The sequence below is a fragment of the Streptomyces noursei genome, from assembly GCF_016917755.1.
GTDB lineage: Bacteria > Actinomycetota > Actinomycetes > Streptomycetales > Streptomycetaceae > Streptomyces > Streptomyces yunnanensis.
The window spans coordinates 4,512,931-4,539,443 of record NZ_CP070326.1; the positions used below are offsets into that span (position 1 = coordinate 4,512,931).

20 protein-coding genes and 1 pseudogene are annotated in these 26,513 nt (G+C 73.2%); 12 read left to right on the forward strand and 9 right to left on the reverse strand.

Annotated features, from left to right (window positions below):
* Window positions 1–47 precede the first annotated feature (47 nt).
* From JNO44_RS19785 to JNO44_RS19800, 4 genes are all read right to left on the reverse strand, one after another.
* A complete protein-coding gene (locus tag JNO44_RS19785) occupies window positions 48–1,184 on the reverse strand; it encodes an LLM class flavin-dependent oxidoreductase (RefSeq protein WP_205365507.1) in 1,137 nt (378 codons plus the stop codon).
* Between the two features lie 159 nt (window positions 1,185–1,343).
* Window positions 1,344–2,129 (reverse strand): SDR family NAD(P)-dependent oxidoreductase, encoded by a 786-nt coding sequence (locus JNO44_RS19790; RefSeq protein WP_205365508.1) that lies wholly within the window; start codon window positions 2,127–2,129, stop codon window positions 1,344–1,346.
* A gap of 114 nt (window positions 2,130–2,243) precedes the next feature.
* Complete coding sequence (locus JNO44_RS19795) at window positions 2,244–3,194, reverse strand: TIGR03619 family F420-dependent LLM class oxidoreductase (protein ID WP_205365509.1); 951 nt, start codon at window positions 3,192–3,194, stop codon at window positions 2,244–2,246.
* A gap of 168 nt (window positions 3,195–3,362) precedes the next feature.
* A complete protein-coding gene (locus JNO44_RS19800) occupies window positions 3,363–4,658 on the reverse strand; it encodes an amidohydrolase family protein (protein ID WP_235093588.1) in 1,296 nt (431 codons plus the stop codon).
* Window positions 4,659–5,203: 545 nt separating this feature from the next.
* Here JNO44_RS19800 and afsR point away from each other — a divergent pair.
* The 5 genes from afsR to JNO44_RS19825 all read left to right on the forward strand — a co-directional run bounded on the left by afsR (window position 5,204) and on the right by JNO44_RS19825 (window position 12,010).
* Window positions 5,204–8,140 carry an SARP-family global regulator AfsR gene (afsR, locus tag JNO44_RS19805; RefSeq protein WP_205365510.1) on the forward strand — a complete coding sequence of 979 codons (2,937 nt, stop codon included), beginning with the start codon at window positions 5,204–5,206 and terminating at the stop codon, window positions 8,138–8,140.
* 212 nt (window positions 8,141–8,352) lie between these two features.
* Window positions 8,353–8,661, forward strand: a complete 309-nt coding sequence (locus JNO44_RS19810) for a hypothetical protein (RefSeq protein ID WP_205365511.1) — start codon at window positions 8,353–8,355, stop codon at window positions 8,659–8,661.
* Between the two features lie 278 nt (window positions 8,662–8,939).
* On the forward strand, window positions 8,940–9,161 hold the full coding sequence (locus JNO44_RS19815) for a hypothetical protein (protein WP_205365512.1): 222 nt from the start codon (window positions 8,940–8,942) through the stop codon (window positions 9,159–9,161).
* A 224-nt stretch (window positions 9,162–9,385) separates the two neighbouring features.
* Entirely contained in the window at window positions 9,386–10,975 is a 1,590-nt protein-coding gene (locus tag JNO44_RS19820; RefSeq protein WP_205365513.1) for a class I adenylate-forming enzyme family protein, read from the forward strand.
* A gap of 99 nt (window positions 10,976–11,074) precedes the next feature.
* On the forward strand, window positions 11,075–12,010 hold the full coding sequence (locus tag JNO44_RS19825; protein ID WP_205365514.1) for a TIGR03619 family F420-dependent LLM class oxidoreductase: 936 nt from the start codon (window positions 11,075–11,077) through the stop codon (window positions 12,008–12,010).
* Window positions 12,011–12,054: 44 nt separating this feature from the next.
* On the opposite strand, the gene JNO44_RS19830 is transcribed toward JNO44_RS19825, so the two are convergent.
* Window positions 12,055–13,701: a FadD3 family acyl-CoA ligase gene (locus tag JNO44_RS19830; protein WP_205365515.1), complete on the reverse strand. Its 1,647-nt coding sequence runs from the start codon at window positions 13,699–13,701 to the stop codon at window positions 12,055–12,057.
* Between the two features lie 112 nt (window positions 13,702–13,813).
* Between JNO44_RS19830 and JNO44_RS19835 the strand changes: the two genes are divergently transcribed.
* From JNO44_RS19835 to JNO44_RS43525, 4 genes and pseudogenes are all read left to right on the forward strand, one after another.
* Complete coding sequence (locus tag JNO44_RS19835) at window positions 13,814–14,965, forward strand: lipid-transfer protein (RefSeq protein WP_205365516.1); 1,152 nt, start codon at window positions 13,814–13,816, stop codon at window positions 14,963–14,965.
* 72 nt (window positions 14,966–15,037) lie between these two features.
* On the forward strand, window positions 15,038–15,520 hold the full coding sequence (locus tag JNO44_RS19840) for a Zn-ribbon domain-containing OB-fold protein (RefSeq protein WP_205365517.1): 483 nt from the start codon (window positions 15,038–15,040) through the stop codon (window positions 15,518–15,520).
* The gene (locus tag JNO44_RS19845) at window positions 15,517–16,305 is read left to right on the forward strand and encodes an enoyl-CoA hydratase/isomerase family protein (RefSeq protein WP_205365518.1); all 789 of its coding nucleotides are present in this window, start codon (window positions 15,517–15,519) and stop codon (window positions 16,303–16,305) included. Before JNO44_RS19840 ends, JNO44_RS19845 begins: the two co-directional genes overlap by 4 nt.
* Before the next feature lie 94 nt (window positions 16,306–16,399).
* Window positions 16,400–17,125: pseudogene (locus JNO44_RS43525) on the forward strand (RNA-guided endonuclease InsQ/TnpB family protein); the annotation flags it as partial.
* Between the two features lie 104 nt (window positions 17,126–17,229).
* Here JNO44_RS43525 and JNO44_RS19850 read toward each other — a convergent pair.
* Window positions 17,230–17,802, reverse strand: coding sequence for a hypothetical protein (locus tag JNO44_RS19850; protein ID WP_073442813.1), 573 nt, complete (start codon window positions 17,800–17,802; stop codon window positions 17,230–17,232).
* A gap of 210 nt (window positions 17,803–18,012) precedes the next feature.
* Between JNO44_RS19850 and JNO44_RS19855 the strand changes: the two genes are divergently transcribed.
* Window positions 18,013–18,747: a hypothetical protein gene (locus tag JNO44_RS19855; protein WP_240167593.1), complete on the forward strand. Its 735-nt coding sequence runs from the start codon at window positions 18,013–18,015 to the stop codon at window positions 18,745–18,747.
* A gap of 34 nt (window positions 18,748–18,781) precedes the next feature.
* Here the strand turns inward: JNO44_RS19855 and afsK are convergent, their stop codons facing one another.
* Entirely contained in the window at window positions 18,782–21,292 is a 2,511-nt protein-coding gene (afsK, locus tag JNO44_RS19860) for a protein serine/threonine kinase AfsK (protein ID WP_205365519.1), read from the reverse strand.
* Window positions 21,293–22,105: 813 nt separating this feature from the next.
* Between afsK and JNO44_RS19865 the strand changes: the two genes are divergently transcribed.
* The gene (locus JNO44_RS19865) at window positions 22,106–22,753 is read left to right on the forward strand and encodes a TetR family transcriptional regulator (RefSeq protein ID WP_205365520.1); all 648 of its coding nucleotides are present in this window, start codon (window positions 22,106–22,108) and stop codon (window positions 22,751–22,753) included.
* A gap of 320 nt (window positions 22,754–23,073) precedes the next feature.
* Here the strand turns inward: JNO44_RS19865 and JNO44_RS19870 are convergent, their stop codons facing one another.
* Window positions 23,074–23,550 (reverse strand): nitroreductase family deazaflavin-dependent oxidoreductase, encoded by a 477-nt coding sequence (locus tag JNO44_RS19870; RefSeq protein ID WP_205365521.1) that lies wholly within the window; start codon window positions 23,548–23,550, stop codon window positions 23,074–23,076.
* Window positions 23,550–24,902 carry an acyl-CoA dehydrogenase family protein gene (locus tag JNO44_RS19875; protein ID WP_205365522.1) on the reverse strand — a complete coding sequence of 451 codons (1,353 nt, stop codon included), beginning with the start codon at window positions 24,900–24,902 and terminating at the stop codon, window positions 23,550–23,552. Before JNO44_RS19875 ends, JNO44_RS19870 begins: the two co-directional genes overlap by 1 nt.
* Window positions 24,903–25,060: 158 nt before the next feature.
* On the opposite strand from JNO44_RS19875, the gene JNO44_RS19880 reads away from it, so the two are divergent.
* Complete coding sequence (locus JNO44_RS19880) at window positions 25,061–26,251, forward strand: thiolase C-terminal domain-containing protein (protein WP_205365523.1); 1,191 nt, start codon at window positions 25,061–25,063, stop codon at window positions 26,249–26,251.
* The last annotated feature ends 262 nt before the right edge of the window (window positions 26,252–26,513 follow it).

Genomic DNA, 26,513 nt, shown 5'->3' on the forward strand with positions numbered 1-26,513 from the left:
GCGGGGCGCGTGCGGGACGGGCGGGTGGCGCGCGGGGCGGGGCGGGTTCAGCCGGCCGTGGTTCCCGCCGCCTGCCGGAAGCGGGTGGTCCGGTGCACCGGGTCGGTGTCGATCTTCGGGATGACGTGCTCGCCGATGAGCTTGATGGTGTTGACGGTGTCCTCGTAGGACACCCCGATCGGCAGTCCGAAGGAGAGCTGGTCGGCGCCGGCCTGTTCCCAGCGCTTGCACTGCCGCAGCACCTCGTCGGGGTCGCCGCAGATCATCAGCTCCTCGGCGATCAGCAGCTCGATGATCTCCTCGGTGTACTCCGGGAGCAGTTCGGGCCACTGCGGGATGCCGTCGGGCCGCGGGAAGGTGTCGTGGTAGCGGAAGAGCAGCGACTGGAGGTAGTTGAGTCCGCCGCCGACCGCGATCTGGACGGCCTTGTGGTGCGTCTCGGCGCAGATGGCGGTGGAGGTCACCATGACGTTGTCGTTGACGAAGTCGCCGACCGGTTCGGCGTCCTTGACCGCGTTCTTGTAGGAGTCGACGACCCACTCCATGTCGGCGACCTTCTGGACGCTGAAGCCGAGGACGCCCAGTCCCTTCTTGCCGGCCATGGCGTACGAGGACGGCGACCCGGCCGCGTACCACATCGCCGGGTGCGACCTCCCGTACGGCTTGGGCAGGACCTTGCGGGGCGGCAGCTGCCAGTGCTTGCCCCGGAACCCCTGGTACTCGTCCTGGAGCCACATCTTGGGGAATTCCGCGATGGTCTCTTCCCAGATCTCCTTGGTGTGGTTCATGTCGGTGATGCCCGGCAGGAACCCCAGGATCTCGTGGCTGCCGGCGCCCCGGCCGGAGCCGAATTCGAACCGTCCGGCGGAGAGGTGGTCGAGCATGGCGACCTTCTCGGCGACCTTCACCGGGTGGTTGACCGGGGCGAGCGGGTTGAAGATGCCCGAGCCGAGGTGGATCCGTTCGGTCGCGTGCGCGAGGTAGCCGAGGTAGACGTCGTTGGCGGAGAGGTGGGAGTACTCCTCCAGGAAGTGGTGCTCGGAGGCCCAGGCGTATTTGAAGCCGGACTTGTCCGCCTGGATGACGTACTCGGTCTCCTCCATCAGTGCGTGGTGCTCGGCCTCCGGGTCGGCCTGGGCACGCGCGGCGGGCACATAGCCCTGCACAAAGAGCCCGAATTCCAAGGGGGTTCACCGTCCCTTATCCGCTGCTGCGGCTGTTTCTGACGTACCGTCAGATTGATTGTCCCGACTGTTCCAGCGGCACCGGGGCCCGTCAATACCCGCAACCGGCAAACCTGACGCCTCATCAGTTGGGGCCTTGACGGGCACCGCCCGGCAGGCTCAGAACGGGCTCACCCCCGCCAGCCACCCCCCGTCGATCACGAACGGCTGCCCCGTGATGTACGACGAGTCCTCCCCCGACAGGAACAGCGCCAGCCGGGCCACCTCCTCCGGCCGTCCGATCCGCCCCAGCGGCACCAGCTTCCGGTACAGCTCGTCCACCGCCCGCGCGGCCTCCTGCGGGTCCGCCGACGGATCCAGCGCGGCCGGATTGGTCATCGGCGTGTCCACCGCCCCCGGGCACACCGCGTTCACCCGTATCCCCTGGGCCGCCAACTCCAGCGCCGCCACCCGGGTCAGCCCCACCACCGCGTGCTTGGTGGCGGCGTACGCCCCGACGAACGCCATCCCGGTCAGCCCCGCGTACGAGGCGGTGTTGACGATCGTCCCGCCGCCGGCCGCCGCGATCCGGGGCGCCACCGCCCGGATCCCCAGGAAACACCCGGTCTGGTTGACCGACAGCACCTGCTGGAACTCCTCCAACGGGGTGTCCACCAGCGCGTTGAACCGCAGGATCCCCGCGTTGTTCACCAGCCCGTCGATCTTCCCGAACGCCTCCTCGGCGGCCTCGACGAGCGCCGCCCAGTCCCCCTCCTCCGCCACGTCCAGCGGCACGAACCGGGCCCGCTCCGGGCCCAGTTCCGCGGCCAGCGCCTTCCCCTGTTCCTCCAGCACATCCCCGAGCACCACCCGCGCCCCCTCCGCCGCGAAGAGCCGCGCCTCCTGCTCCCCCTGGCCGCGCGCCGCCCCGGTGATGACGATGACCCTGCCGTCGAGCTTGCCCATGCCCGCGCTCCCGCGATGTCGATACGAAGGGCGGCCCCCGCGCACACCCGCGCGTCCGGCCGCCGCCCAGCCGCTCAGCCGCTCAGCCGCTCAGCCGTCCAGTCACCCAGCCGCTCAGTCGTTCAGCAACGGCCCGACGTCGGCCCCGAAGGCCGCGATCTGCGCGACCAGTTCCGCGCGGCTGCGGCTGCGGAACCGCACCTGGATCTGCCGCACCCCCATCGCCGCGTACTCGCGCAGCGACCCGGCGATCCGCTCCGGCGTCCCGGTCAGCGTCCGCCGCCCCACGTCCCACCCTGGCTCGCCCACATACACCGGCTCCGCGATCGCCCCGACCTCGATCGGCTCGACCACCCCGGCCTCCGCCCGGAGCCTGCGCAGCGTCGCGATCTGCCGCGGCAGCTGATCCCGCCGGTCCCCCTGCGGCAGCCAGCCGTCCCCCCGCACCGCGGCCCGCCGCACCGCCGCCGGGGACGAGCCCCCCACCCACACCGGCGGGCGGGGCTTCTGCACCGGCCGCGGCGCCTGCCCCAGCCCCTCGAACGCGAAGTGCTCCCCCTTGAACTCCGGGAACTCCTCCTCCCCCAACGCCACCTTCAACGCGTCGATCGTCTCGTCCAGTACCGCCCCCCGGCGCGCGAAGTCCACCCCGACCGCCTCGAACTCCTCCCGCACGTGCCCGGCACCGACCCCGAGGATCAGCCGCCCCCCGGACAGCCGGTCCAGCGTCGCGTACTGCTTGGCGCCGAGCAGCGGATGCCGCAGCCCGACCACCGCCACATGGCTCAGCAACCGCACCCGTTCCGTGGCGGCGGCCAGGTAGGAGAGGGTGGCCACCGGGTCGTACCACGCGGTCCCCATCGCCCCGGCCAGCCGCCGCGGTATCGCCACATGCTCACAGCAGGCGACGTACGCGAACCCGGCCCGGTCCGCCGCCCGCGCCACCGCCACCAGGTCCTCCGGCCCGGCCGACGCCTCCCACCCCTCCGCGAAGAGCGTGCTCCGCGCCTGCACCGGAAGCTGCATCCCGTACGCCAACCGCCCCTGCGGCAAAACCTGCACCATGACCGCTCCCACCTCCCTACCTGACGGTTCGTCACCTATCGAGTGGTGCGGTCATGGTGAGGGCAGACGTCCCATCACACAAGGGCCGTAAGCATCCACCAGACGCCACGCCGCCGGGGACACGAGGCGACACACCGCCGGGGACACGGGGCGTCGCGCAGCCGGGGATCAGCTCGCCGGTGCCGACGGCCCCCAGAGCCCCTCCCCCGTCAGCCCCAGCAGTTCGATCGCGTTGCCGCGGACGATGCGCTCGACGACGTCGGGGGCGAGGTGGGACATCTGGACCTCGGCGACCTGCCGCGACTTGGGCCAGGTGGAGTCCGAGTGCGGGTAGTCGGTCTCGTAGAGGACGTTGCCCACGCCGATGGCGTCGAGGTTCTTCAGCCCGAAGGCATCGTCGAAGAAGCAGCCGTAGACATGGCCGGCGAAGAGCTCGGACGGTGGACGGAGCACCCTGTCGGCGACGCCGCCCCAGGCGCGGTTCTCCTCCCAGACGACGTCCGCACGCTCCAGGATGTAGGGGATCCAACCGATCTGCCCCTCGGCGTACATGATCTTCAGGTCCGGGAAGCGGTCGAACTTGCCGCTCATCAGCCAGTCGGTCATCGAGAAGCAGCAGTTGGCGAAGGTGATCGTGGAGCCGACGGCGGGCGGCGCGTCGGCCGAGGTGGACGGCATCTTCGAGGACGAGCCGATGTGCATGGCGACGACCGTGCCGGTCTCGTCACAGGCCCGCAGGAACGGGTCCCAGTAGTCGGTGTGGACGCTGGGCAGCCCCAGGTGGGGCGGGATCTCGCTGAAGCAGACGGCACGGACGCCGCGGGCCGCGTTGCGGCGCACCTCCTCGGCGGCCAGCTCCGCGTCCCAGAGGGGCACGAGGGTCAGCGGGATCAGCCGGCCGCCGGCCCGCGGGCCGCACCACTCCTCGACCATCCAGTCGTTGTAGGCGCGCACCCCGAGCAGACCCAGTTCGCGGTCCTTGGCCTCGGTGAAGGTCTGACCGCAGAAGCGGGGGAAGGTGGGGAAGCAGAGGGCGGACTGGACGTGGTTGACGTCCATGTCGGCCAGGCGTTCGGGGACGCTGTAGGAGCCGGGGCGCATCTGCTCGTAGGTGATGCCCTCCAGCCTGATCTCGTCGCGGGAGTAGCCGACGGCGGTGTCCAGACGGGTCAGCGGGCGCCGCAGGTCCTCGTAGACCCACCAGTCGGCTATCGGGCCGTCGTCACCGGGGGCGCCCATCGTGGGAGCGAACCTGCCGCCCACGAAGGTCATTTCCTTCAGCGGCGCGCGGACGATGCGGGGGCCGGTGTCGTGGTACTTCGACGGGAGGCGGTCCCGCCAGACGGTCGGGGGCTCCACGGTGTGGTCGTCGACCGAGATGATCCGGGGGAAGGCCCCCGCGGACCCCTTGGTCTCCTCGGGTTCCTCGTCTTGCCTTGGTTCCGTAAGCCGCTTGGTCTCCATGGGCGGTACGGTAGCGCTGATCTGACGGTCCGTCAGTAATGCGGGCGGGAGGTGACGGGCCGACTGGACGCGGGGAGGGGAGGAAGGGAGGGAGGAGAGCCGCCGGCCCCCGGTGCATGTGGGCGGGCGGGTCGGACGGCCGGTACCGGTCCGCCGGCAGAAACAAACCAGCCAGTCGGGGATGTTGCCCGAAGACCCGGGTAGAGGGGCCACGGTGTGTGGCCGGTGCACAAGAAGGGCGGCGGACGAACGGACCGGCAGAGCACGGGAACGGGTGGCGAGCGGGCCGGAACACCGCGTGGAGCAGGGCGAACATGCCGGCCGGCCACCCGGACACGGTCGACGGGAAGGAACGGAGGGCTCCCCTCCACGGAGCCTGCGGGGCGCGGCACCACCTCCGCCACACCGCACGGGGAGGCTTTGTGCACGCTCCGGACCCCTACTGACGTAGAGGGCCGCGACAAGGCAGACTGACCGTTGCGCACAGCGCAAACGCACGGACGACCATGACAGCGCGGACGGACGGGACACGGCAGGGGGACACCATGGACGACGGTCCGGGACAGGTGCGGGAGCGGCTCCGCTTCACCGTGCTCGGTCCCGTGCGGGCCTGGCGCGGCGAGACGCCGCTGGCGGCGGGTTCCCCGCAGCAGCGCGCCCTGCTCGCGGCGCTGCTGCTGCGCGGCGGCCGGACCGCCACCGCGCCCGAGCTCGTCGACGCCCTGTGGGGCGACGAACCGCCGCACGCCGCGTTGGCCGCACTGCGGACATACGCCTCCCGGCTCCGCAAGGCGCTCGGCGCCGACGCGGAGGCCCTGGTCAGCGAGTCCGGCGGGTACGCCCTCCGGCCCGTGGACGGCCACCCGCTGGACCTCGACCACGACACCGCGGAGCAGTTCGCCGCCGAGGCCGAGAAGGCCAAGGCCGTCGGCGACCGCGGCCGGGCCCGCGAACTCCTCGACGCCGCCCTGCACCTGTGGGACGGCGAGCCGCTGGCCGGGGTCCCCGGCCCGTACGCCGAGAACCAGCGGGCCCGCCTCCAGGAGTGGCAACTGTCGTTGACCGAGGCCCACCTCGACCTCGACCTGGAGACCGGCTGCCACGCGGAGGCGGTCTCCGAGCTCACCGCGCTGACCGCCGCGCACCCGCTGCGCGAGCGGCTGCGGGAGCTGCTGATGCTGGCCCTCTACCGCAGCGGCCGACAGGCCGAGGCGCTCGCCGTGTACGCGGACACCCGCCGGCTGCTCGCCGACGAGCTGGGCGTGGACCCCTGCGCCTCGCTCTCCGAACTCCACCAGCGCATCCTGCGGGCCGACGCCGAACTGGACGCCCCGGCCACCGCCGACCCCGGCTCGCCGGAAGCCGCCTTCGTCCGGCCCCGTCAGCTTCCCGCCACGGTCGCCGACTTCACGGGTCGGGCGGCCTTCGTCACCGAGCTCAGCGACCAGCTGGCCACGGCCGAGGGCAGCGTGATGGCGGTCTCCGCGGTGGCCGGCATCGGCGGGGTCGGCAAGACCACCCTGGCGGTGCACGTCGCACACACCGCCCGGGAGCACTTCCCGGACGGCCAGCTCTACGTCGACCTCCAGGGCGCGGGACACAACCCGGCCGAGCCGGAAGCGGTGCTCGGCGCCTTCCTGCGCGCCCTGGGCACCGCGGACTCCGCCATCCCGGACGGGTTGGAGGAGCGGGCGGCGCTGTACCGCTCCGCACTCGCCGGACGGCGCGTCCTGGCACTGCTGGACAACGCCCGGGACGCCGCCCAGGTCCGGCCCCTGCTGCCCGGTACGGCGGGGTGCGCGGCCTTGATCACCAGCCGGTCGCGGATGATCGACCTGGCCTCCGCCCACCTGGTCGACCTCGATGTGATGAGCCCCGAGGAGGCCCTGACCCTCTTCACCCGCATCGTCGGCGAGGAGCGCGTCACCTCCGAGCGGCAGGCCGCCATGGCGGTCGTCGGCGCCTGCGGGTTCCTGCCGCTGGCCATCCGCATCGCGGCGTCCCGGCTGGCCGCCCGCCGCACCTGGACGGTCTCCACCCTCGCCAGCAAGCTCGCCGACGAGCGCCGCCGGCTGGACGAACTCCGCGCCGGCGACCTGGCCGTGAAGGCCACCTTCGAACTGGGCTACAAGCAGCTGGAGCCCGCGCAGGCCCGCGCCTTCCGGCTGCTGGGCCTGGCCGACGGCCCGGACATCTCGCTGACCGCGGCGGCCGCGATGCTCAACCTGGACCTGGAGGCCACCGAGGAACTCCTCGAATCGCTCGTCGACACCTCCCTGTTGGAGTCCGCGGCACCGGGCCGCTACCGCTACCACGACCTGGTCCGCCTCTACGCCCGCGCCTGCGCCGAACGCGACGAACACCCGCCGTCCGAGCGGGACGCGGCACTCTCGCGGCTGCTGGACTTCTACTTGGTGACGGCCTCGCGGATGTATGCGCTGGAGCGTCCCGGGGACCGGTTGATCGCGCACATGGAACGCACCAACTACCCGGGGCTGGAATTCCAGGACCGGGCCTCGGCACTGGAGTGGCTGTTCAGCGAGGCGGGGTGCCTGCTCGCCTGCGCGCGACAGTCCACGTCGCCGGCCATGCTGCGGCGCTCCGCCGACCTGCTGTTGCTCACCAAGGATTTGGCCGAATCGGGCGCCGACGCCCTCCAGTACGAGCAGGCGAACACCACCCTCCTGGCCGCTGCGCGCGAGGTCGGCGACGCGCACGCAGAGGCCCGCATCCACACGGCGCTCGCGTACGTCCGGACCCTGTCGGGACGGCTGGGGGACGCCGACGACAACGCCAAGTCGGCGATGCTGCTCGGACTCGCCTCCGGTGACCCGTTCTCTTCCTCCTACGCTCCCAACGACCGCGGCATCATCGCCAACGCGCAGCGCCGCCACGAGGACGCCGAGGCATATCTGTTGCAGGCCCTGGCGGCCTTCCGCGACGACGGGAACCGGCAGTCCGAGGCCAGCGCACTGTGCAACCTCTCCCGCGTACACCTGGACACCGGAAGGGTGGAGAGCGCCATCAGCCTGGCGGAGGACGGCATCGCGATCTACCGCGACCTCGGCGCCAAACGCCGTCTCGCCAATGGCATGTACGCGCTCGCCCTGGCCTACACCCAGGCCGGTCGGCTGTCCGAGGCCTCGGAGCAACTGGCAGCCGCTCTCGGCATCTTCCAGGACAGCCGGCAGCGTTTCTGGGAGGGCATGACCAACTTCAGGCTGGCCGAGGTGGACCTCGCGGCCAGTCGCCCCACCGCCGCCGCCAACCACGCCGAGCAGGCGCTGACCGCGCTGCGGGGCATCAGCGGGGAGTCCTGGCGGGCGAGCGCGTTGACCACGCTCGGCCGCGCGCTCAACGAGATCGGGCACAGCGGTCGGGCGCACGTATGTTGGCAGGAGGCCCTGGCGATCTTCGATCGTCTCGGCTCCACAGAAGGGGACGTGGTCCGGGGCCTCCTTGCTCCGGCGACGGCCGTCTAGCAGCCGTTTCGCCGCTCGCCGCGGACGTTTATCGATCGTTCATCGGCTCGGACCACTCTTATCCGTACCGAACCGCCGCCTCGGGGGGCAAGCGGCTCGGTGCCCAGGCCGCACAGTTATCGTGAGCGGCCATGTCACGTCCGTCCGGCGGCCAACGGGGGAGTCGCCGGGCGGCCGGACAGCCTTCAAGCGCCCATCAGGAGTTGATCGCAATGAGCACCGAGAACACAGTTCAGAATTCGGGGGAACGGGACGTCATCGCCCCGCGCGACAGTCACCAGCCCATCATCGCGCCGCGTGACAGCCACCAGCCCATCATCGGCCCTGGCGTCACGCCGCAGGTCCCGAAGCCCCGGGACCGCGACACCATCAAGCCGATGGACAGTCACCAGCCCATCGCGGGCACCGAAGCGGGGACCGCCGAGGCGCCCGCCGGCAGTGCCGTGACGTCGCCGTCCAAGGACAAGGACAAGGACGTCACCACCATGGACAGCCACCAGCCCGTCGGCGGAATCAAGTAGTCCGCGGACGAACGGGGCACGGGGGAGCACAACCGGAGAGCCGGGGGGATCTCCGAAGGAAATCGGGGGAATTCGGGGGAATCCGGGGGATCGCAGGGGTCGTTTTCCCGTGGCTGGGAGGGGAAGCCACGGAAAACCGGCCCCTGCGGCGTTTTCGCCCGGGAAGTAAAACCTGTGATATTCGGCAGCTTTCCACGACAAGGCTCGAACATCTGCCCGCACTTAGCGCTAGTTTGTTTCTGGGAACAGCAACGACCCCCTTTTTCTGAGGAGTTGGAATGACCCGCACGAGGAAGTCCCTCGCCGTCGCAGCCATTGCACTGGCCGCGCTGGGCGGCGCCGTGGCGCCTGCCCTGGCCGACAACCACATACCCAGCCCGTCGAATTCCGTGAGCGCCCTGGACCGTCACACGCCCGTGGCGCCGCAGGACAGCCGCGCACCGCTGGCACCGCAGGGCGACCAGGCCCTCCTGGCGCCGCTGGACAACCACATTCCCTGACCGGGAAACGCGCAGCACGATCCTTCGCTCGCGGCATCGCGGACGGGGCCGGGTGGACGCCTGGCCCCGTCCGCCTTTTCCGGCCGGACGTTTTCATTCCGAAACGCTCGGCGCGGCCCCTGACGAGCGTGCGCACGCAGCCGGCACACACCATTACCTGACGAGCCGTCAGTTCTGCTGCTACAGTCACGCCGCACCCGCCCATCCACCCCAGGAGGCGCGCCGTGTTCGAAGACGCTCGTATACGCACGTTGTGGGACCTGGTCGAGTACCGGGCGCGGGCCTCCGGGGGTGCGCCGATGTTCTTCGACGGGGACGGCGGGCGGGCCGTGACCTTCGGCGAGGTGCGGGACGCGGCGCTGCGCGCGGCGGCCGGGTTCCGGGAGTTGGGGATCGGGGCCGGGACGCGGGTGATGTGGCAGCTGCCGACGCGCATCGACACGGTGATCGCGTCGCTGGCGCTGGCCCGGCTCGGGGCCGTGCAGACCCCGGTGATCCCGCTGCACCGGGCCCGGGAGGTCGGGTTCGTGCTGGCGGAGTCGGCGGCGGAGTTCGTCCTCGTGCCCGGGGTGTGGCGGGGGTTCGACTTCACGGCGATGGTGCGCGACGCGGTCGGGGAACGCGCCGACGTACGGGTGGTCCCGTTGGCGGAGGGGTTGCCGGACGGGGAACCGGGCGGGTTGCCGACGGCCCCGGAAGGGGACGACGACGGCACGCGCTGGGTCTACTACACGTCCGGGACGACCTCCGTGCCCAAGGGCGTCGAGCACACCGACGCCTCGCTGATCGCGGGCGGGGTGGGGCTGGCCACCGCGCTCGGCATGTCGGCCGGCGACATCGGCTCGATCGCCTTCCCGTACGCGCACATCGCCGGGCCGGACTACGTCATCGCCATGCTGGTCAGCGGGTTTCCGGCGGTCGTGCTGGAGGCGTTCGACGCGGACCGGGCGGCCGAGGTCTACCGCCGCCACGGGGTGACCATGGCGGGCGGCAGCACCGCCTTCTACCAGGCGTTCCATGACGCGTCGCGGCGCCGCCGGGCGGCCGCGCCGGACGCCGGCCGGCTGATCCCCTCGCTGCGTCTGCTGTCCGGCGGTGGCGCGCCGCTGCCGCCCGAGCTGTACCGGGCGGCCGGGCGCGAGTTGGGCTGCGCGATCGTGCACGGCTACGGCATGACCGAGTGTCCGATGATCGCGATGGGGACGCCGTACGACACGGACGAACAGCTGGCGCACACGGTCGGCAGGCCGGTGGCGGGCGCGCGGGTGCGGATCGTCCGGGCGGACGGGAGCGCGGCGGCGACCGGTGGGACCGGCGAGGTGACGGTCTCGGGGCCGATGGTGTTCCGGCGGTACACCGATCCCGCCCTGACGGCCCAGGCGTTCACCGCGGACGGCTGGTTCCGGACCGGCGATCTGGGGCACCTGCGCGCCGACGGGCATCTGGTACTGACCGGGCGGCTGAAGGACATCATCATCAGGAAGGGCGAGAACATCTCCGCCCAGGAGATCGAGGAGCTGGTGCACACCCATCCGGCGGTGGCGGAGGCGGCGGTGATCGGGCTGCCGGACCGGGAGCGGGGGGAGCGGGTCTGCGCGGTGGTCACGCTCGCCGGGGCGGCGGACGATGCGGAGGCGCCCCGGCTCACCCTGGCCGACCTCACCACGCATCTGCGGGCCGCCGGGCTGATGACGCAGAAGCTGCCGGAGCAGCTGGAGATCGTCGAGGTGCTGCCACGCGGCGGGCCGCTGAACAAGGTGCTGAAGACGGCGCTGCGGGAGCGCTACGGACGCGCGGTGAGCAGCGCCCGGTGAACGGCGCCCGGCGTCCCGGCCCTTGACCCTCACACCCGTGTCAGGGCTTAGGAACGGGGGTGTCCGAGCGAGTCACCCGTTTCGGGAGCGGAGGCCCCCATGAGCGACGCCGTCACCACGCAGCACCCCACCGCGCACCCCGCCGTCCCCGGCACGGCCGCCGGGCGGCCGGACCGGATGCGGCTGCACGTCGTCCTGCCGTCCGAAGCCGGCACGATGCCCGCCCAGCAGCTGGTGCGGCTGGCCCGGGAGGCCGAGGAGCTGGGGTACGCGGGGGTCTGGCTGCCGGACCACCTGCTGCCGCCGGGCCCGTACGGGCGTCCGCCGGAGGGCTACGGCGGGGTGTACGAGGCGTTGACCACGCTCGCCTACCTGGCGGCCGCGACCGAGCGGATCACGCTGGGGACGTCGGTGCTGATCGCGCCGCTGCGCGAACCGCTGCTGCTGGCCCGGCAGTCGGCGACGCTGGCGCGGCTGAGCGGCGGCCGGTTCGTGCTGGGCGTCGGCGTGGGCTGGCAGCCGTACGAGTTCGCCGCGGCCGGCGTCGGCTTCGGCGACCGGGGTGCGCGGACGGACCGGACGCTGCGGCTGGTACGGCACCTGCACACGGGGGCGGGCGGGCCCTACGGGGACGGGCAGGTGGCCTTCGACGGCCGGGCGGTGTTCGAACCGGTGCCGCAGGAGCCGGTGCCGTTCCTGATCGGCGGGAACTCGGACGCGGCGCTGCGGCGCGCCGCGGAGTTCGGCGGCCACTGGCAGGGGGTGGGGCTCACCCCCGGGCAGTTCGCGCGGCGGGCGGCGGAGTTGGCCCGGCGGGCCGCGGAGCGGGGGACCCGGGTGACGGCCGGCAGCCGGATCGGCTGGGACGGCCCGGACCGCACGGTGGCGGACGTGGCCGCCGAGGTCGCGGACTGGGAGGCGGCGGGCGCGGCGGACCTCGGGGTGTGGTTCGGGTCGGCGGACGGCGGGTTCGCGGACCGGATGCGGGCGCTGGCGGAGCGGACCGGGGTCACCGGCGGCCACGTCGCACGGTGAGGCGCTGCGCACGGTGCCGCGCCGGTGGCGATCCCGTTGCGCCGTCAGCGCGCCCCGTCCCGCTCGGCGCGCGGACCGCCGTGCCGCAGCCGTCCCTTGACCACCTTGCCGCTGGCGTTGCGCGGCAGTCCGGCGACGAACTCCACCTCCCGGGGCACCTTGTAGTTCGCCATCTCGCGGCGGGACCAGGCGATCAGGTCGTCGGCGGTGACCCGGGAGCCGGGGCGGCGGACCGCGTACGCCTTGCCGACCTCGCCGAGGCGGCGGTCGGGGATGCCGATGACCGCGACCTCGGTGATGTCCGGGTGGCGGACGAGGAGTTGCTCTATCTCGGCGGGATAGGCGTTGAAGCCGCCGACGATGTACATGTCCTTGATGCGGTCGGTGATGCGGAGGTTGCCGGCCCGGTCGAGGACGCCGACGTCGCCGGTGCGCAGCCAGCCGTCGGGGGTGATCGCGCGGGCGGTGGCGGCCGGGTCCTCGAAGTAGCCGGACATCACGTGGTAGCCGCGTACCAGGACCTCGCCGGGCGCGCCGGGCGGCTGCGGGCGGCCGGCGGGGTCCACGACCCGGACCTCGGTGTCCGGTATGGCGCGGCCGGACGTCGCCGCGATCACCTCGGGCGGGTCGCCGCGGCGGCACATGGTGACCACGCCGGTGCTCTCCGACAGGCCGTAGGCCGTCAGGACGGTGGCCACCTTCAGCTCGCCGCGCAGCCGCTCCACCAGCTCCAGCGGGACGACGGCGGCGCCGGTGACGACCAGGCGCAGCGCCGAGAGGTCGTGCGCGGCGCGGTCGGGGTGGTCCAGGAGCTGCTGGTGGAGGGTGGGCGGGCCGGGGAGGACGGAGATCGCCTCGGCGGCGATATTGGCGAGCGCGGTCTCCACGCTGAAGACCGGCTGCGGGACCATCGTGGCGCCGCGCAGCAGGCAGGCGACGATGCCGGCCTTGTAGCCGAAGGTGTGGAAGAAGGGGTTGACGATGAGGTAGCGGTCGCCCTCCTCCAGGCCGGCCAGGGCGCTCCAGACGGCGTAGGCGCGCAGGGTCTGGCCGTGGGTGATCACGGCGCCCTTGGGGTGGCCGGTGGTGCCGGAGGTGAAGATGATGTCCGAGGGGTCGTCGGGGCCGAGGGCGTCGGCCCGGGCGCGGACCGTGGCGGGCGGCACCGCCGCGCCGCCGGCCAGGAAGGCGCGCCAGGTGGTGAAGTCGGCGGGGGCGTCGTCGGCGAGCACCACGACCCGTTCCAGGTGCGGCAGTCCGGGCAGCGGGCCGCGGCCGTCGCCCTGCTCGGCGGCACGGCGCAGCGAGGCGACGTAGGACGTGCCGAGGAAGGTGCCGGTGACGAAGAGGATCTTGGCGCGGGTGCGGCGCAGGACGCCGGCCGCCTCGGCGCCCTTGAAGCGGGTGTTGACCGGGACGAGGATCGCGCCGGAGGTCACCGCGCCGAGGGCGGAGACGATCCAGTCGAGGGTGTTGGGCGCCCAGACCGCGACCCGGTCGCCGGGGGCGACCCCGGCGGCGATGCAGGCCGCGGCGGCCCGCTCCACCCGTGCGCCCAGCTCGGCGTAGGACACCCGGGTGCGGCCCTCGACGACGGCCTCCCGGGGGCCGTACCGCGTGGCGGCCGCACGCACCAGATGACCCAGCGAGCCGTACGCCAAGTCCGCCCGCGCATCGAGCTGTTCGCCCATCGCACTGCCTCCCGCTCCTGGCAAATACCCCGCACCGCACTAGCTGACTGTCCGTCAGATTAGCGGTACCCTCCTCCGCTGTCAGCAGTGACGACCGACCACGGAGGTGGCGATGGGGGCGACCCTCAAGGACGCTACGGCGATCGTCGGCATCGGACAGACCCCTTTTGCCAAACGCCTTCCGGAATCCGAGAAGCGCTTGGCCTGCCGGGCGATCGTCGCGGCCCTGGACGACGCCGGCATCGCCCCCTCCGAGGTGGACGCCTTCGCCTCGTACACGATGGAGGAGACCGACGAGGTCGAGATCGCCAAGTCCATCGGCGCCGGCGACGTCACGCACTTCTCCAAGGCCGGCTACGGCGGCGGCGGTTCCTGCGCGACGGTGGCACACCTGGCCGCCGCGATCGCCACCGGGCAGGCGAGCGTCGGCGTCGCCTGGCGGTCCCGCAAGCGCGGCTCCGGACCACGGCCGTGGACCAACACCCGCGTCCAACTGCCCACCCCGGCACAGTGGACCCGGCCCTTCGGCCTGCTCCGCCCCGCCGACGAGATCGGCATGCTGGCCCGGCGCTACATGCATGAGTACGGCGCCACCCGCGACCACTTCTTCAACGTCGCCCTCGCCTGCCGCAACCGCGCCAACCAGAACCCGGCCGCGATGATGTACGACCGCCCGCTGACCCGCGAGATGTACATGACCGCCCGCTGGATCAGCGAGCCGCTCTGCCTCTTCGACAACTGCCTGGAGACCGACGGCGCACTGGCCTGCGTCGTGGTCTCCGCCGAGCGCGCCCGCGACTGCCGCCGGCGCCCCGTCTACGTCCACGCCGCCGCGCAGGGCCTGCCCGCCCAACACCACGGCATGGTCAACTACTGGAACGACGACCCGCTCACCGGCCCGGCCTGGACCGCCGCCCGCCACCTCTGGAAGGGCGCCGACCTGGGCCCGCAGGACATCGACGTGGCGCAGATCTACGACGCCTTCACCCCGCTGATACCGCTCTCCCTGGAGGGCTACGGCTTCTGCGGACGCGGCGAGGGCGCGGCCTTCACCGAGGGCGGCGCCCTGGAGATCGGCGGCCGGCTGCCCCTCAACACCGGTGGCGGCGGCCTCTCCGAGGCGTATGTGCACGGCTTCAACCTCATCACCGAAGGCGTCCGGCAACTGCGCGGCACCAGCACCGCACAGGTCCCGGACGCCGCCACCTGCCTCGTCACCGCGGGCGAGGGCGTGCCCACCTCCGCACTGCTGCTGAGGAGTTGATACGCGATGCGCGCAGAGCGCTCCCCGCGCGGAACCACCGCCGGGACCGAATCCATGACCGTCCGTGATGCCATGAACACAAGCCTGCCACCCGCCACTGACACCGCCCCCGACCCCGGCGCCGACCTGCTGCTGCCCGTCCCCGACGACGACGGGGCGCCGTTCTGGGAGTACGCGGCCCGCGGCGAACTCCGCGTGCAGACCTGCTCCGACTGCGACGAACCGCGCTTCCCGCCGCGCCCCTGCTGCCCGCACTGCCAGTCGTTCACCGCCCACTGGCAGCGGATGAGCGGCCGCGGCCGGATCTGGTCCTACGTCCTGCCGCACCCGCCGCTGCTGCCCGCCTACGCCGCCCAGGCCCCCTACAACGCGATCATCGTGGAGCTCGCCGAGGCCCCGCGGATCCGGCTGGTCGGCAACCTCGTCGCCGCCCCCGACGCCGCCCTGAACTCCGTGGACCCGGCCCGGCTGCGGATCGGCGCCCCGGTGAAGGCGGTCTTCCACGCCCTGCCCGGCGGGCCGACCGTCCCCCGCTGGGTCCTGGAGCGGCCGTGACGTCCCCCGGGGTCCGCACCGAGACCGACGGCGGGGTCGCCCTGGTCACCCTGGACCGCCCCGCCCGCCACAACGCCCTCGACCTGGCCACCGCCGCCGAACTCGCCCACCTCTGGCGGGAGTTCCGCTTCGACGACACCGTGCGGGCGGCGGTGCTCACCGGCGCCGGCGGACGCGCCTTCTGCACCGGCCTCGACCGCTCCGCCGACGTGCCCCAGCCGTCCTCCCCGTACTCCCTCGACGACCCGCTGCTCCGGATCGGCCCGAAGGCCAACGACCTGTGGAAACCGGTGCTCGCCGCGGTCGAGGGGATGGCCTGCGGCGGCGCCTTCTACCTGCTGGGCGAGGCGGAGTTCATCATCGCCGCCGACGACGCCACCTTCTTCGACCCGCACACCACCTACGGGATGGTCAGCGCCTACGAGTCCATCCTCATGGCCCAGCGGATGCCCTACGGGGAGAGCGCCCGGCTCGCCCTGATGGGCACCGCGGAGCGGCTCGGCGCCCGGCGCGCCCACGACATCGGACTGGTCTCCGAGCTGACCCCGCCCGGCGCCGCGGCCGAGACCGCGCTGCGCCGCGCCGCGGTCCTGGCCGCGCAGCCCACCGAGGCCGTCCAGGGCACCGTCCGCGCCCTGTGGGCCGCCCAGGAGGCGACCCGGGCGCAGGCGCTGGCGCACGCCCCGCAGCTGATCGCGCTCGGCAACCTGCCGCCGGACCGCCAGGCCGCGCTGTTCACCGCCCGCCCCCGGGGCACCGGGACCGCCCCGCCGCCCGTCAGGTGACCGCCGCCCACCGGCCGCGGCACCGCCGGGCCCGGGTCCCCTACGCGTGTGCCTGTGCTCGCTGGTGGGGGGGTGATCGCGGGGGGGGGAGGGCATGACGGCACGGGCAGGGACCGGGGCGGTGGGGCATGCCCGGTACACGTTCCGGCTGCGGGTGTCGGCCACCGCCGGCGCGGCGTTGCGGGAGGAGTGGGGGCGGTGTCGGTGGGTGTGGAACGAGTGCGTGGCCAAGTCCCGGGCCACCCATCAACACAACCAGGTCCATCCGCAAGAGAATCGGACCTGCGGCCCGGCACAGCTGGATCGGATGCGGACCGAAGCGCGGCGCATGACGCCGTGGTTACGGGCGGGGTCCTCGGTGCCGCAGCAGCAGATCATCCGCGACTTCGTCCGCTCCCGCGCCAAGGCACTCAACGACATCAAGGAGCGGCTTCCGTTTGAAGGACGGGCGTCTGCAGCTGGCGGGCGGCATCGTCCTCACTGTGGTCTGGTCCAGGACCCTGCCCGGCGAGGCGTCCAGCGCCCGTGTCTCTCAAGACAGCCTGGGCCACTGGTATGCCAGTTTCGTCGTCCCCGCCACCATCGAGCCGCTGCCGGAAACGGGTGCGGCGATCGGGGTGGACTGGGGCGTGAAGGAGGTCGCGACCACCACCTCCGACCCCCACGATCTGCCGCACCCTGGGCACGGCAAGCAGGCCAAGGCGAAGCTGTCGCGCTACGACCGGAGATGGCCCGCCGTAAACCGGCCAAGGGCCAGCCCGCCTCCAAGGGCTACCGGGAAGCGAAGAAGCTGCGGGCGAAGGCACACCAGAAGGTCGCATGCTGGTCTCCTCCCGGCTGGTGTCGAAGGCGTAAGACCTTCCGGGGCGCTGTCCCGGAAGGCTGCCTGAGCCAGGAATCCCCTCCCTGAAGGGAGGGGAGGATTCACATCTTGGACTTGGTGGCCCGGGTGATCTGGCAGGTGTACCAGAACGCCTGCCAGGAGGACTGGTTCAGCGTGTACTTGGCGGTGTAGGTCTCGGTGGCACCGGGCGCCACCACGACGCTGCGCTGGTGCTCCCCGTAGGAGGAGCCGTCGGCCGGCTTGTCCTTCATCCAGTCGATGCGCATGTCGTAGGAGAACGTGCTGGTCGTCGACGGGTTGGTGATGGAGACCGTGTACGTGAACTGGCGCAGCGAGGCGGAGAAGTCGCAGCCGCTGCCCCGGACGTCGGACCGCCCGTCGGGGCTGTAGGTCTCCTGCGTCGGGGACGGCGAGTAGGTGTCATAGCTGGGCGTGTACGACGGCGTCGGGTGGTACGGGTCGTAACTGGAGGAGGGCGACGCCGTCGCCCAGTCCGGCGGCGGCACATTGATCTTGGGCCGGCCGAACGCGCAGCCGGCGAGCGCGGCGAGCGAGACCGCCGCCAGCCCGGTCGCGATGCCCGCCCTGATCCCCTTCCGGACGCGGTCCCCGGTGCCTCCGGCGGGCCTGCCCGTGCGCGTGCGCTGCTCCATGTTCTTCGACCATCCCCCGTTGCTGCGTCCGAGACGCGCCACCCCGAGGGTTGACGCGTGCACGGCACCCTAGCAAGGGCCGGGGACGGTCCGTGCGGGGCCCTCGGCGGAGTCGGGCCGCATCCGGCCGAGCATGTCTAGCGGGGGCAGACGGGCAGGCGTAGCGTCGGTCACGAGGCCGACAGGACGAGTCGAAGCGAGGCGACGCCGGTGGTGCGCAACGTTCTCGGCTCCCTGATCGCCCTCGTCGGAGCGACGGCCGCCGTCTGGAGCCCCTTCCGTCCCTGGTACGACGGCCGTCACGGCAGCGACGTCCGGATCGAGGACCTCTTCAACGGCCTCACGGACAACGGCGCCACGCTCTTCGGCTCCCTGGTGCTGCCGATGGTCTTCGCCGGGCTGCTGACGCTGGTCGGCGTGGTGCTGCGCTCCCGTCTGCTCGTCACCCTCGCCGGGCTGGTGGTCCTGGGCTTCACCGTCCTGTGGATGGTCCGCCAGGGCCAGCACTCGGGCGAACTCACCGCCGGCACGCACGGGCTGGGCGTCGGCGTCGCCAACGCCCTGGGCGGCGGCGCCCTGCTGATCCTGGGCGCCCTGGTGATGCGCGGGCGCACCCGCCGGGTACCCGCGCACGAGGACGAATACGACGAGTACCGCGACGCGTACGACGACGGGCACCCGTCCTCGTACACCCCGCACCGGCCGCCGCCCGCCCCCTGGGACCCGGGCCCCCCGCCCACCCAGGAGTGGCACCCGGAACCGTACGGACCCGCGCCCGGCGCCCCCGGCCCGACCGGGCCGCACACGCCGACGCCGCCCGTGGAGTGGGGCCGGGACCAGCCGCGGCCGGGTCCGGAGCACGGCCAGGACGACCGGCCGACCTGGCCGGGCGGACCGCAACCGCCGCCGAACGACCACGGGCCGACCGGACCGGGCCGGCCCTAGGGCGCTCCTAGGGCGCTCCTGACGGCCCCGCGGCCTACGGGCGCCGGGCCAGGCCCGTCCCCTTGGCGGCGTCCAGCGCGTACACGCAGCGGTCCTTGCTGCAGGCGTAGACCACGCCGCCGACCGCCACCGGCGAACCGGTGATCTCCCCGCCGGTGGCCAGCTTCCAGCGCAGCTGACCGCCCATCGCGTCGAGGGTGTACAGACAGTGGTCGGCCGACCCGAAGTGCACCCGCCCCTCGGCGACGACCGGGGAGCCCACGACCTCGGCGCCCGCCTGGAAGCGCCAGCGCGGGGTGCCGGTGACCGCATCGAGGGTGTAGAGCGCCTTGCCGCTGCCCAGATGGACCGCGCCGTGCGCGACCAGCACCGGCTCGGAAGACTGGCGGGCCTCGGTGGCGATCCGCCAGCGGTCCCGGCCGTCCACCGCGTCGAGGGCGTAGACCGTGCCGAGGTAGTCGGCGAGGTAGAGGCCGCCGCCGGTGACGGCGGGGCCGGGCGCGAAGGCGGGCGGGCTCAGGAAGGCCGCGGGCGCCTCGAAGTGCCAGCGCACGTCGCCGCGGGCGGCGTCCAGCGCCAGCACCCGGGTGCCGGCGACCACGTACACCACGCCGTCCGGCGCGGGCAGCAGCCGCACCGGGACACCGCCGCAGGACGCCGCGTCGCCCACCGGGTACGACCAACGCTCGGCGCCGGTGCGCGCGTCCAGCGCCTTCAGCCGGGCCTCGGCCCAGACGTAGACCGTGCCGTCCTGCTGCACGGGCGCGGCGTCGGGGTTCTCGAAGTCGGTCTGCGCGCCGGTGAGCTCCCACAGCGGCTCGCCGGTGGCGGCGTCCCGGGCCTGGACGCCGCCGCCCCGGGTGCTGGTGACGACGGTGCCGCGGTCGGCGGTCAGCGCATAGACCCAGCCCTCGCTGCTCAGCCGCCAGCGCTCGCTGCCGTCGTCGGCGTCCAGTGCGTAGAGGGTGGGCCCGTCGGAGGCGTGGATCCGGCCGTCGGCGACCGCCATCGCCCAGGCGACATCGCGGGTCTTGAACTTCCGCCGCCCGCTGGCCACATCGAGGGCGTGCACCTCGAACGACGTGACGTAGAGCAGCTCGCCGGAGACCACCGGGGTGCCCCAGACGTCGTTCGACATCCGGAACCGCCAGGGACGCCAACGGCCCGGCTCGGCGGACGGCGCCTCCACCGGGGCGGCCGGGGCGGCCTCGCCCTGGCCGCTGCCCGTGGGCGCGCCCTGCTGCGGCACACCGGCCGCCGGGGCGCCGGCCGGCGGCCGGACCCAGTTCGTCGCGGCGGCCGCGGCGCGCTGCTGGGGGGCGTCGGCGGCGCGCGGCCCGGGCCCTATCGGGGCGTGCGAACCACCGAGCCGCACGGGACCGCCGGCGCCCTCGGGAGCCGGCGGAGCGGACGGCGGGGTGGCGGCGGCCACCGGGGCCGGGGCGCCGCGCGGGTCGGCACGGTGCGCACCGGGACCGGCGCCGATCCGGCCGGGCCAGCCCTCGGCGGCCGGCCGGCCGCCCTCGGCCCGCTGCGGCACGGGCTGCGGCGGGGCCTGCGGCATCGGCGGCGCGGCCACGGGTTCCTGACGGCCGGCGTCGCGGGGCGCGGCGGCCGGCCGCGGGGTGCTCTGGGCGACGGCACCCCGGCCGCCGCCGCGCCGCCGCTCGATGAGCGCCACGGCACCGGGCGGCAGCCAGGCCGAGGCCGTGCCGCTGTCGTCGCTGCCGGAGCTGAACAGGTGCGGCGCCAGCTGGGACTGCAGGTCGGCCGGGGACGGCCGGTGGGCCGCCTCCATCTGCATACAGGAATCCATCAGCGGCCGGAGGTCGTCCGGCAGCCCGGCCAGGTCGGGGCCCTCCCGGAGCAGCATGAAGACCGTCTCGACGGGGTTGGCACCGTGGAACGGCGCGTGCCCGGTGGCGGCGAAGACCAGGGTGGAGCCGAGCGAGAAGATGTCGCTGGCGCCGGTGACGCTGCGGGAGTCGCGGGCCTGCTCCGGCGACATGTAGGCCGGGGTGCCGACCGCCACGTTGGTCATCGTCAGCCGGGTGTTGGACACCCCGGAGGCGATGCCGAAGTCGATCACCCGGGGGCCGTCCTCGACCACCAGGACGTTCGACGGCTTCAGGTCGCGGTGGACGAGCCCGGCGCCGTGGATGGACTGCAGCGCCTCGGCGATCCCGGCGGCCAGCCAGCGCACCGCCTGGACCGGCAGCGGACCGCACTCATTGACTATCTCCTCCAGGGAGGGCGCGGGGACGTACGCCGTCGCCAGCCAGGGCACCGCGGCCCTCGGGTCGGCGTCGACCACGGCCGCGGTGTAGAAGCCGCTGACCGCGCGGGCCGCCTCCACCTCGCGGGTGAACCGGACCCGGAACAGCTGGTCCTCGGCGAGTTCGGAACGGACCGTCTTGATCGCCACGCGCCGGCCGGACGCCGACCGCGCCAGATAGACCAGGCCCATGCCGCCGGCCCCGAGACGGCCGAGCACCTCGAACGGGCCGATCCGCCGGGGATCGTGCTGCGTCAGCTGCTCCACCACTTGCCTGCCACCTCCCCGTGGGGCATAAAACGAGACTCTCAAATAGCCACCAGCCGCCGAGAGCCACTGCCCCGGGCAGCGTCTCCCCGCCTGCGGCAAGGACTGTCGAAACGGCCGTACGCACCCTGATTCTTCCTGGCCGGGCCGGCGGTTGCGAACCCGGGGCCTGTCGGCCGTGTCACGACTCACCCCCTGCGATACGCAACAAGGCCATTACCCGGCGTATTCCACCCCGCCCTGACGTGCGTCGATACGTCCGGGGACGGGCGATTGCCGACGGGTTACCGGCTGGTTGCGGGCCGCCTAAGAGCAGCCTGCGCGGAATTTCCGCCGCTCATCGCCCCATCCGGACGGACGGATTCCGTGCGCAGAGGTCGACGACGGGGCCTCCGCCGGCCCGTCGACGCCCGGTGGGCACCCGGACCCACGACCGGTCCGCCGTGGCCGAAATCGTTCCATTTCCCCGCCCATATCCGTACGCATGCCTTCCCCCGCGGCCCGCTGTGCGTCAATGGATCAATTCTGCGCCGCCCACGGCCATTTCGCGGCCAGGACACCGCGCGTGGCGGACGGATTCCCGCCTCGTCCCCGACGGGCGCCCGCAGCCCCCGTCCCCACCCGTTGTCCACCAAAGTTGTCCACAGGCTGTTGATAACAACATTCACTGGATCGGACCAATGACCGCGCACCCGACTCCGGCCGCGATCCGACCCGCAACCAGGGCGGCAACGGGCGCCTGACAGCCCGAACTCCCCGATCCCCATTTGCAGGCAGCCAAATCGCGCTCCGATCACCCCTCGGTAAGCTGACGGCATGACAGGACAAGTTCGAACCGTCGACGGCAGAGTTGCCGGCCGCCGCGGACAGGCGACGCGGCAAAAGCTTCTCGACTGCCTCAGTGAAATGCTCAGTTCGTCCCCCTATCGGGACGTCAAAGTCATCGATGTGGCCCGAAAAGCGGGCACTTCACCCGCGACGTTCTATCAGTACTTCCCGGATGTGGAAGGCGCGGTCCTCGAAATCGCCGAAGAGATGGCGAAAGAGGGCGCAAGCCTGACCGATCTGGTCGCCGAGCGTTCCTGGGTGGGCAAGTCCGGATGGCAGGCCGCCGAGGAACTGGTCGACGGCTTCCTCTCCTTCTGGCGCAAGCACGACGCGATCCTGCGCGTCGTCGACCTGGGCGCCGCCGAGGGCGACAAGCGGTTCTACAAGATCCGCATGAAGATCCTCAACGCGGTCACCAACTCCCTTACGGAGTCGATCCAGGAGCTCCAGACCAAGAACAAGGTCGACAAGGACGTGAGCGCGGCGGCCATGGCCGGCTCCATCGTCGCGATGCTGGCGGCGGTCGCCGGCCACCAGAAGGGCTTCCAGAGCTGGGGCGTCAAGCAGGCCGAGCTCAAGCCCAACCTGGCGCTGCTGGTGCACTTCGGCATCACCGGCAAGAAGCCCACCAAGTAGCGGGCCTCCCCGCGTCCGGCCCACGAGTCCGCGTCGGGCCGCCGCGCCACCGGGAACGCCGTACGCCCTACGGCCGCATCGCCGGTGCCGCCGAGCCGGGAGCGCTGAGCCGCAGCGTCGCGCCTCGGCCTCCACTCTGCCGCCGGGGAAGCCGGAGCTTCCCCGATGTCCCGCCGTCTCCGGGACAGTTCGCCCTCCGTCCTGTGTCCGTCCTGCCATAGCTGTACCGCACACACAGCGGGTGCCGACCGCCCCCAGGGGCCGCGACGGCACCCGCTGCGCGTGCGCAACCGCCGGCCACCGCACCGTCAGTGCCGGTCCTATCGGTCCCTCCGGTCCAACCGGAACAGCCGGATCTCCCGTTCCACCCGGGCCTGATAGGCCGCGTACGGCGGCCAGAACGCAACCGCCGCCCGCCAGGCCCGTTCGCGCTCCTCCCCGGTCAACAACCGGGCCCGCACCGGAATGTCCCGACCCCGCCAACTCACCTCCGCCTCCGGGTTCTTCATCAGGTTCCCGGTCCAGGCCGGATGCCCGGGGCGGCCGAAGTTGCTGCCGATCAGCAGCCAGCCGCCGTCGTCCTGCGGCATGCAGGCCAGCGGGGTGCGCCGCGGCAGCCCGCTGCGGGCACCGGTCGCGGTCAGCACGACACCGGGCAGCATCCGGGCGCTGAGCAGCGTCCTTCCGCCGGACAGCCGGTGCACGGCACGGTCCAGCGCGGGGATGACGTGCGGCGCGACCCGTGCGAACGCCCGTGTCGAGGAGATCTTCTGCACCAGTCGTGCGCGACCGTCCATCAGGCGCCGACCGCCGCACGCACCGCCGGGCCGACGAGGGCGCCCGCATCGGCCCCGCCCCCGCCCCCGGACGCGAACAGCCCGGCCTGCTCGGCCGCCCGGGCCCGCAGCCGGTGCACCGGCCCCAGCAGCAGCTCGTCACAGGCCGCCCGTTTGAAGTAGAGGTGCGCCGCGTGCTCCCAGGTGAAGCCGATGCCGCCGTGCAGCTGCACCGCCTCGGCGGCCACCGCGCGCAGCGCCTCCAGCGCCTGCGCCAGCGCCAGCGCGCCCGCCCCGGGCTCGGGGACGGCGCGCCCGCCGCCCGCCGCCCAGGCCGCGTAGTACGCCGCCTGCACCGCCACGTACAGGTCGGCGAGCCGGTGCTGCACGGCCTGGAAGGAGCCGATCGGCCGGCCGAACTGGGTGCGCTCCTTGACGTAGCCGACCGTACGGGACAGCGCCGCGTCGGCCGCGCCGACCGCCTCGGCCGCCAGGCACGCGGCGGCCGTCGCCCCGGTGGCGGCCAGCGCCGCGGCCACCGCGTCCGTCGCGCCGTCGCCCCCCGAGGGGTCCTCGCCCAGCAACTCCGCATCCACGTCCCGGAGTTCGATGCGGGCCTGCGGCCGGGTCTCGTCCATCGCGGTCTGCCGGGTGCGCAGCAGCCCGGGCGCCTCGGCGCCGTCCGGCCCCTTGGCCCGCACGGTGAAGAGCAGGGTGCGGCTGCGCGCGAAGCCGCCGGCGTGCGCGGCGACCACCAGCACGTCCGCGGTGTGCCCGCCCAGGACCTGCTCGGCCTCCCCGTAGAGGCGCCAGCCGCCGCCGGCCCGTGGCTCGCCCGCGCCCTGCGGCGGCAGCTCCCCCGGACGCCGTCCGGGGGCACCCCCACCGTGCCCCTGTGACCACCGCGCCTGGATCCCGCCGGCCCGGCCGCCGCCGGCCCAGTTGCCGTCGTTGGGCCCGGTCAGCGCCAGTGCGGTGCCCAGTTGCCCGCCCGGCACGACGAGCGCGGCGGTCGACCGCCCGGCCGCGAGGGCGGGCAGCAGCTCGGCGCGCCGGCGCTCCCCGCCCAGCGCCAGGATCAGCGGGGCGGCGAGCACCGCGGTGCCGATCAGCGGCGCCGGGAGGACGGCGCGGCCGGTCTCCTCGCAGGCCAGGGCGAGCTCGGTGGGGTCACAGCCGGCCCCGCCGTACGCCGCGGGCAGGGCCAGGCCGGGCAGTCCGAGCTGTTCGGCGAGCTGCCGCCACAGCGCCTCGTCGTAGCCCGCCGGGGTGCGGACCGCCGCCCTGACCTCGTCCGGGCCGCAGCGCTTGTCCAGCAGTGCGCGCAGGGTGCGGCGGATCTCGTCCTGCTCCTCGGTGAACGCGGCATCCATCGGCGGGCTCCTCCCGGCCGTGCGGCGACACCCGTCCGCCCGGACGGGGTCCGAATCTGACGGCCCGTCATAGTAGGGAGGGGGAGCGAACTTTCCTAGTGCGGAGCGCCGGGGACTCCCCCTGCCCACCCCAACGGATCTGATGTACCGTCAGTTTCATGTCGCTGACGTCAGGGACCCCCGCCGGACAACGCAAGGTCGCCGTCGCCGGAGTCGCACTCTCCGACTGCGGGCGGGTGGACGAGGCCACCCCGTACGCCCTGCACGCCCAGGCCGCCCGCCGGGCCCTCGTCGACTCCGGGCTCGACCGGTCGGTGATCGACGGCTTCGCCTCGGCCGGCCTCGGCACCCTCGCCCCCGTCGAGGTCGCGGAATACCTGGGACTGCGCCCCACCTGGGTGGACTCCACCGCGGTCGGCGGAGCCACCTGGGAGGTGATGGCCGCGCACGCCGCCGACGCGATCGCGGCCGGGCACGCGAACGCCGTCCTCCTGGTCTACGGCTCCACCGCCCGCGCCGACATCAAGGCCAAGCGCCGCACCGCCAACCTCTCCTTCGGCGCCCGCGGCCCGCTCCAGTTCGAAGTCCCCTACGGGCACAGCCTGATCGCCAAGTACGCCATGGCCGCGCGCCGCCATCAGCACCAGTACGGGACCACCCTGGAACAGCTGGCCCAGGTAGCCGTCCAGGCGCGCGCCAACGCGGCCGGCAACCCGGACGCCATGTACCGCGAGCCGATCACCGTGGACGAGGTGCTGTCCGGGCCGATGATCGCCGACCCGTTCACCAAGCTGCACTGCTGCATCCGCTCCGACGGCGGCTGCGCGGTGCTGCTCGTCGCCGAGGACCACGTGCCCGACCTCGCCAAACGCCCGGTCTGGGTGCTCGGTTCGGGGACCGCCGTCTCGCACACCACGATGTCGGAGTGGGACGACTTCACCGTCTCCCCCGCCGCCGTCTCCGGCCGGCTCGCCTTCCAGCGCGCCGGCGTCCGCCCCGCCGAGATCGACCTCGCCGAGATCTACGACGCCTTCACCTACATGACCCTGGTGACGCTGGAGGACCTGGGCTTCTGCGCCAAGGGGGAGGGCGGCTCCTTCGTCGAGCAGGGGCGGCTGCTGCGGGACGGCGAACTCCCGGTCAACACCGACGGCGGCGGACTGGCCGCCTGCCACCCCGGCATGCGGGGACTGTTCCTGCTGGTCGAGGCGGTCCGCCAACTCCGCGGCGAGGCCGGCCCGGGCCGCCAGGTCCGCAAGCCGGGCGGCGCCCTGCCGCAACTGGCCATCGCCTCCGGCACCGGCGGCTGGTTCTGCTCGTCGGGGACGGTGGTGCTGGGGGCGGGGTAGCGGACCAGCGGAGCTCTACGGACCCGCGGCCCGTCAGGCGAGGGTCGGGGCGGCTCACGTGAAGCGGGCGACGAGGAGGGCGATCCGCTGCTCCCGATGGTCGCCCCGGAGGCGGCCGTCGCGCTCTCCCACCGATTCATACGCTCGTCATAGACGCTTGTACAGTCGGGCGGGCGCCACCGGTCCAGGAGCACCAGCACCCGTGCCGCTGCCACTGCCACTGCCACTGCCTCGAAGCGACGGCGCCTCGGTACCGGCATGC